We start from the raw sequence: 7,288 nt of genomic DNA, 5'->3' as shown, positions 1-7,288 counted from the left end.
GGCAGTTTTTCCCAGGTGATTATCGTTGATTTTGTCGGTAAATCAATAGCAGATGGTGTCATTGTCGTCAACAGTCCTTCCTAATATTTAATAAGCTCTCATAAACTGCCCGCAACTAAGGAGGTGCATTAAATTAATTATAAAATAGACCTGTAGGTGAACAATGCCAGCAATTATTTCATACACTATCATCAACTTCAACTCCTAGCGCTCTTAATTTTGCTGCCAAGCGCTCGGCTCGTTGCTTTTCCTGCTCGGCCCGTTGCTTTTCCTGCTCGGCTCGTTGCTTTTCCTGCTCTGCTAACTCCTCTATGGTGGGGAGCAATTGCCCCGCTGCTGTTGCCCAACGTAGCCAAGTAATCGGCTCTTGTTCATCCCCATAAATCCCCTGCCAACGCACCAATACCAGCCCTAATATTTCGCTGCTGAACCTGCCTTGAGCATCTGGGTTTAAAGATTTATAAACGCCCCCTTCTAAGCGATGTCCCGCTAAATCTTCTGGGTCAAAGGGATCATACCAAAAGTATTCTGTCACCCGCAAACGATTCTGATAGATAAGCTTTTTCTCTTCTTTATCTTTTTTGGCTGTACTTTCAGAGAGCAACTCAATCACCACATCAGGAGCTTTTTCTTCTTCCCAGACGACCCAGCTTTTCCGTTCTCTTCGAGGCACGTCCACAACGACAAATACATCAGTCCCGCGATAATCCTCGTTACGCACTTGATTGGGGCTAAAATAAACAAACATATTGCCTCCGACAAACGCTTCCCGTCCTTGAGTTTTTAACCACCCGGAGAGAGGTCTGACTAATAACTGCATTTGCAGTCCGTGTCGCTGGGTTTCCATGGGAATACCATCATCAGAAGGTAGCTCATCTTCGGTCGGTGGTAGCTTGATCCCCAGTGGGTTAGCTGCAATTAGGAGGGTTTCTTCAGCCATTGGTCGGTTGGGGTGAACAACTGATGCCACTTTCTTATCATAAACCATTGTCAATGTCAACCCCTAGCGCTCTCAATTGTCAGGATTAGTCATATTTTATCTATTGTCTTTCACAATTGGGCAATGAGGTTAAACTTATTCTCGAACTGACCTATCAAGGCTTTGTTTGGGTATATCTCTTGTTGTCTTACTTAATCCTTCCTTAATAATCAAAAACCCAAATATTAACATTAACAATGGATTAATAATAACTCCTATGCTAAGTCCGATATCGGTCATGGCTGGAATAATAAAGTAATTTTTGGGAATGAGCAAAAGACCAAACAGGATCAGATAGGCTAAATCAAACTTACTTGACTTTGGTTCATTAATAAAAAAAGCCAAAGGAATAAAAAGATTGAGCAGTCGATAATCTCCTGATGTGGGGGGGATAACATTCATCACAAAAACTAAAAGAGCTAGTTTTTTCCAGAAAAGTTTCTCCTTAGTCAGAATGTATAAACTTACCAATCCTACTATTATTAACGATAGTACAGAATAGGGTCTCAAAAGTAGTGAAACCCAATCAAAAAATGTTCGCACTATATCTGATGATGAGATTATACCAATATCTTTAGAAATCTTTAAGACAAAAGCGGCAATAACCTTGATCAACCCGAACAAACTGACCCCATAAGGCCAACCTCCCGATCCGATCACATAATCTTGCACAAACATTGCTTGATTTCTTCTCAATCCTTGAATATTTTCTAAAATACTTCCCTGAAAACACAGCAGAGAAAAAATAGTTATTAATGCGGCAAATATAATTACATAGAGGATATTTTTCCACTTTTTTTCGCTTGCCAATAGGACTAGAAAAATTGCTGGAAATGGTTTCATCGCAATTGCTAGGGATAGACAAATTAAGGCAAAAAGCGATTTATAGTGATTGAAGCTATTACAAAAGTAGGCAAAACCACATAAAAACAAGAACGTATATAATTCTGCATTAGCTCTATCTATAGTAAATAGAAAAGGATAGCTCATGAAGGAAATCACAAAAATATCACGAAAATTGTCTAATCTATTAGTCTGAGAAAAATTATTGATTATGAACAACAGCCAGCAGACTAAAAAAATATTCAAAAACACTAATAGTGCTAAATTTCTGCTCTTAAATATAGTAAACGGGAAGAAAAATAACTCCCCCAATGGATAATATATACCAAAAATATAAACATCACTTCTGTAGGGATTAAGTTCCTTGATAAAGTTAACCATGTTCCAAAAGTCATTAAACTTATCATTAGGTTTAAATAAAAAACTATTAAGAGGCTGTTGATTGCCTAAATAAGCTCCCATCGTGTAGTGATAAAAAACGGCGATGGCAAATCCTATAACTGGACTTCCCCCATACAGAAATACTAAAAAATTAACAAAACCCTTACTGCAGGTCGCTTCTCAGAAAAAATTGAAAAGACGCTACTGGGTACATTTTCCCTTTGAAAATGGCTGTACCGTTGACTGTATCTAGAGTAGAGCGATTCCGTAGAGTTGGCTGTATAGTGATCGCTAACCTGATTGTAACAGATGGTGTCATTAATCTCTAGAGTCAGCGATTCCCTCTGTAGCCATGTTTTTGATGGTTTTCTGCCCCGAAACAAGCTATAATGGTGGAAAGGTCAAATTTGAAAAATTTTGCTTTAAACCCTATCTGCGTAAGGACTTCCGGAGTTTGTGTCCAGTAGTCCATTAGTATTATATTGCTTTAACTCAGGCTGTGTAAGACTTTTAGCCATAGCTAGTATATTTATACGGGGGAAGTCCAGATATACCTCACACCCTTCGGCTACTAAAAGCCTTGCTACATGGGAACCAACAAAACCACTCGCACCAGTAATTAATACTTTCATGCTTTCTTTAAATTGTTTTGATTCTCAATAAACAAACGGACTCCGAAATTCTGAAAAAGGAAGAAAACTCTGATCTCGTTCAGATAAGATAGGATGTAGATTTGGCCAAGGTATTACTACGGAATTCCAAAGAATTCCTGTATCTTCTTTGGGAGAATATACTGTTGATACTTTATAGCACATAATTGCCGTTTCGCTCGTCACATAAAAACCATGCGCTAGGCCAGAAGGGATATAGATTATCTTACCATTTTCAGAACTCAGATTAAACAACTCAAACTCGCCAAATGTTGGCGAGCCTTTACGCAAATCTACCACTACATCTATTACCGAACCTTCGAGACAATACACAATTTTTGTGCAATCTTGCGGAGGAACTTGGAAATGTAGTCCTCTCAAAACATTTTTCTTGGACACCGAGTAATATTCTTCAGCAAAGTTAATAATTAACTGGTGACTTTTATAGATGTCCTGATGTAGAGTTTTAACAAAACGACCACGCTTGTCTTCTAAAATAGTGGGGACAATTTCGTAGCACTTAGGAATCCTTGTCTCAGTGATTTTCATCAGTTTTTCAAGATTTTAAGTGGATTGACAGTGGATTAAGGTTGATTACCCATGCTCGGAAATTTTGTCCCAAAAGTTCGGTAATTTTATTGGCCATGACAAAATTCTCTGATGGTCGTTGCTACATAGGTTAACATCTCCTCGGTTAATCCAGGATAAATGCCTAGCCAAAAAACACTACTCATGATTTTATCGGCATTGCTTAAATCCCCAACGACTCGATAATTTAACCCCTTATAAAGAGGCTGTCGCAATAAATTTCCTCCAAATAATAGCCTTGTGCCGATGCGTTTTTCCTCCAAATGCTTAACTAAATCATTGCGGCTAAAAGGTGCATTTTCCTTGACAAAAATCGGAAACCCGAACCAACTCGGTTCAGAATCGGGGCTGGCTTCAGGCAGAATTAAAACATCTTGAAGCTCCTGTAACTTTTGATGCAAAAAGTCGAAATTTTCTCGGCGCTTTTTGATAAATCCGGGCAATTTATCCAGTTGCGCTACCCCGACGGCGGCTTGCATATCCGTCATCTTCAGGTTATAACCCACATGAGAATAGGTGTACTTATGGTCATAACCGAAGGGTAAATCTCCTAACTGCCAACCGAAGCGCTTATTACAGGTATTATCTACCCCCGGAGGACACCAACAATCTCTGCCCCAGTCACGGAATGACTCGACAATCTTTTTCAAGCGGGTATCGCTGGTTAAAACCGCGCCCCCTTCTCCCATAGTCATGTGATGAGCAGGATAAAAGCTAACCGTTGCTAAATGCCCAAAGGTGCCGGTTTTTTGCCCTTGATAAAGACTTCCCACCGCATCACAGTTATCCTCGACTACCCAGAGGTCATGTTTTTCGGCAAAAGCCATCACCGCTTCTAAATTAAAGGGATTTCCCAGGGTATGAGCGATCATAATCGCTTTAGTCTTCTCTGACAAGGCCGATTCCAGTTGCTCGATGTCGAGGTCATAACCGGGTAGTTTAACGTCTAAAAAGACCGGAATTAGCTGATTTTGAAAGATGGGATTAACTGTAGTCGGGAAACCCGCAGCAACGGTAATGACTTCATCCCCCGGTTTAAGTTGTTTTTCTCCCAATTTAGGGGAAGTTAAGGCACTTAAGGCCACTAAATTCGCTGAAGAACCGGAATTGACTAATAAACAATGTTTTACCCCCATCCACTGGGCAAAACGTTCCTCGAATTCCGCCGCATATCTGCCCGTCGTTAACCAGAAATCTAGGGAAGAATCCACTAATTTGACTAATTCTTGCTCATCAAATACCTTACCCGATGCCGGAATATAGGTCTGCCCCGCCACAAAAGCCCGGGGTTGAAATTTGTGCTTATAATATTCTTGTACTGCTTGAAAGACTTGCTCTCGCAGTTCTGCTTCAGTATTTGTATTGGGGGGAGAAATAGATTGAGTCATGGTTAATTTCCTTTCAGGGGAGAAATTTGAACTTAATTATTACTTAATTTGGACCATTATCAGCCTTGAGTTCGCTAATCGATCAGACAACTTTGATAATATTCGATTTGTTGGCGGGTAAGTTCCTGGAATTGTGCCTTATCTTGAGAGTCCATTTGAGCCGCTTGATAATACCATGTCACGGTTTCCTTGAGGGTTTGCCGAAAATCCCAGACTGGTTGCCATTTTAGGGTATGAAAAGCCTTATCTGTGACTAGATTAAGCAATTTAGCCTCATGAACAGCATTCGGATCACTTTGATCGAGCCAAGTCCCTGGCCAAAGTTGTAGGATAGACTCAACTAACTCTTTAACTGGGCGATTAGAGGCTAGAGCCGGACCGAAATTAAACGCCCCATATAACCCCCGGCTGTCTTGCTGCCAATTGGCCGTCATCAACTGCTCATAAATAGACTCAGCTAACCGTAAATAGCCCCCTAAAGGCTCTAAAACGTGCTGCCAAGGGCGAGTCGCTAGAGGGTTCCGCACCGGAATCGCTTCGGACTTCATCAAGGCCCGCATTGCATCGGGTACAATCCGGTCTAGAGACCAATCTCCGCCACCGATGACATTTCCTGCCCTGGCGCTGGCAATACCGATGGGGGTTTGAGGGGTTTTAAAGAAGGAACTGCGCCAAGATGCGATCGCCAATTCCGCCCCAGCTTTGCTAGAACTATAGGGATCGTAACCCCCCAAGGGGTCATTTTCCCGATAACCATAGACCCATTCCCGATTCTCATAGCACTTATCGCTAGTAATAAACACGGCGGCACAGGGATGAGTCAGGCTTTTGAGGGCCTCTAAAACGTGAATAGTCCCCATAACATTTGTGTTCCACGTTTCCACCGACTCCAGATAAGAAAGCCGCACCAAGGGTTGTGCCGCTAAATGAAAGACTACATCCGGTTGCCATGAAGCGATTAAACGAGCCACTAACTCAGCCTCTCGAATATCTCCTATATGATGACTCAGGTTCTGAGCTAAGTCTAATTGGTCGAATAAGGCGGGGGTGGTATTGGGGGCTAAACTGAGGCCTTTTACCTCTGCCCCCAGATGGAGTAACCAAAACGCCAGCCAAGACCCCTTAAAGCCAGTATGACCAGTAATAAAGACCTTTTTGCCCGACCAAAATGCTTTCTTTACCATATTTTCCATCTAGCTTGTCCACTGTCATCAAGGTGATTGAGCATTTCCATTTCTCGGTAAGTATCCATACACTGCCAAAACCCATCAGGCTCATCCCAGGGGGAGAGGGGAGCTATTATTGTTCACAAGTCAAATAGACTCGCTATACCGGGTTTTCGGTTAATTTCAACGGCTTTCTGCCAGTAATCGCCGAAAAGAATTTTTGAGAAGGCTTAAAGCCATCACCCTAAATCTTTGGGAGCTACTATACAGGAACTTGACCGAGGATGTCAATTGGTTAAGCTGTTAGGCATCTAGAATGGTTAGCTGAGACAAAAGGGGAGCAGGGAACTTCTGAGCGGGGAGAGTCGTTCTTGATTTTCGATGCCTCGTGATTCAAGGGAAAATCAATTAAGTATTTATACTTATTGTATATGGCTTGAATTTGGTGTGAACATACAGCTATGCTTGGGTGGCAGGGATTTTAATATTGTTCTGGACTCGAAAGTGTTACATAGCGGTTTTAACTCACCTGAAGTACAATTTAATCATTTACTCCTGCCTCCTGCCGACCCTATGGCTGCTTCAAACTTAGGGCTATGTACTGAGCGTGACATGAAGGGTGCTGTGGCCTACCTAGGTGGGTCGTGGGGACCGGTTCACCCCCATCTCCTCTCCCACTCTGGAGACGTGATGCTCGTGGTGTTGGCAAATCGTTTAGACTGGCTATATATTAAGCTAAAACTTGAACTCGTACCGAACTTTATCTAATTTGTAAATGAGTAAAAAAACCTTCTGTATTTTGGAACAGGGCAAACTAAGTAATGAGCCTTGCACTATAGAAAAACGAGAACTATTTACTACTGAATTTAGTGACTTTTATCGCCTTAATTGGGCAACGGAAGATGACCCCAATGCTTTCATTACTGCAAAAGGAGTGACTTGGAGTGAGGGCAGGAGCTTGCTATATAGGGAAGTTCCTAAAGATTATGAATACTACATTTTTATCGATGATGATGTTACCTTTGTTGCTGATGAAGGAGTAGATATTCCCAAAAAGATAAAAGAATTGCTCGATGAATATCATCCCATTGCTGGAACTTTTTATGATCCTAAACAGTGGGCATTTCTACCGATTAAAGCTTCTTATGAAGAGTTCATCTCCAGAAAATGCTTTCCCATTAGAGAACTCCATAAAAAAGATGATCCAATAGTCAAGTGGTTTGATAAGGGATTTCCACAAACCACTTTGGCAAATGGGGAAGTCGATTAATCTGTTTTTCCAACTCTGCCATT

The 7,288-nt window shown here is 41.5% G+C and carries 8 protein-coding genes; 2 read left to right on the top strand and 6 right to left on the bottom strand.

Features of this window, described 5'->3' with window-relative positions:
• Positions 1 to 178: 178 nt before the first annotated feature.
• The 6 genes from H6G48_RS08300 to rfbG form a co-directional block, all read right to left on the bottom strand.
• Positions 179 to 940: a Uma2 family endonuclease gene (locus tag H6G48_RS08300; RefSeq protein ID WP_190720898.1), complete on the bottom strand. Its 762-nt coding sequence runs from the start codon at positions 938 to 940 to the stop codon at positions 179 to 181.
• 135 nt (positions 941 to 1,075) lie between these two features.
• Positions 1,076 to 2,284: a glycosyltransferase 87 family protein gene (locus H6G48_RS08295; protein WP_190720895.1), complete on the bottom strand. Its 1,209-nt coding sequence runs from the start codon at positions 2,282 to 2,284 to the stop codon at positions 1,076 to 1,078.
• Positions 2,285 to 2,625: 341 nt separating this feature from the next.
• Positions 2,626 to 2,835, bottom strand: coding sequence for an NAD-dependent epimerase/dehydratase family protein (locus H6G48_RS26200; RefSeq protein ID WP_242034579.1), 210 nt, complete (start codon positions 2,833 to 2,835; stop codon positions 2,626 to 2,628).
• A 24-nt stretch (positions 2,836 to 2,859) separates the two neighbouring features.
• On the bottom strand, positions 2,860 to 3,402 hold the full coding sequence (gene rfbC / locus H6G48_RS08285; RefSeq protein ID WP_190720893.1) for a dTDP-4-dehydrorhamnose 3,5-epimerase: 543 nt from the start codon (positions 3,400 to 3,402) through the stop codon (positions 2,860 to 2,862).
• A gap of 86 nt (positions 3,403 to 3,488) precedes the next feature.
• Entirely contained in the window at positions 3,489 to 4,829 is a 1,341-nt protein-coding gene (gene rfbH, locus H6G48_RS08280) for a lipopolysaccharide biosynthesis protein RfbH (protein WP_190720891.1), read from the bottom strand.
• A 74-nt stretch (positions 4,830 to 4,903) separates the two neighbouring features.
• Positions 4,904 to 6,022, bottom strand: a complete 1,119-nt coding sequence (rfbG, locus tag H6G48_RS08275; RefSeq protein ID WP_190720889.1) for a CDP-glucose 4,6-dehydratase — start codon at positions 6,020 to 6,022, stop codon at positions 4,904 to 4,906.
• A gap of 354 nt (positions 6,023 to 6,376) precedes the next feature.
• On the opposite strand from rfbG, the gene H6G48_RS08270 reads away from it, so the two are divergent.
• Both H6G48_RS08270 and H6G48_RS08265 read left to right on the top strand, forming a co-directional pair.
• On the top strand, positions 6,377 to 6,763 hold the full coding sequence (locus tag H6G48_RS08270) for a hypothetical protein (RefSeq protein WP_061431649.1): 387 nt from the start codon (positions 6,377 to 6,379) through the stop codon (positions 6,761 to 6,763).
• Positions 6,764 to 6,770: 7 nt separating this feature from the next.
• Complete coding sequence (locus H6G48_RS08265) at positions 6,771 to 7,265, top strand: hypothetical protein (RefSeq protein WP_242034577.1); 495 nt, start codon at positions 6,771 to 6,773, stop codon at positions 7,263 to 7,265.
• Positions 7,266 to 7,288: the final 23 nt, after the last annotated feature.

The sequence above is a fragment of the Microcystis flos-aquae FACHB-1344 genome, from assembly GCF_014698375.1.
Classification (GTDB): domain Bacteria; phylum Cyanobacteriota; class Cyanobacteriia; order Cyanobacteriales; family Microcystaceae; genus Microcystis; species Microcystis aeruginosa.
Note: the sequence above shows the minus strand (reverse complement) of the source record. Positions and strands in the feature narration are given on the sequence as shown.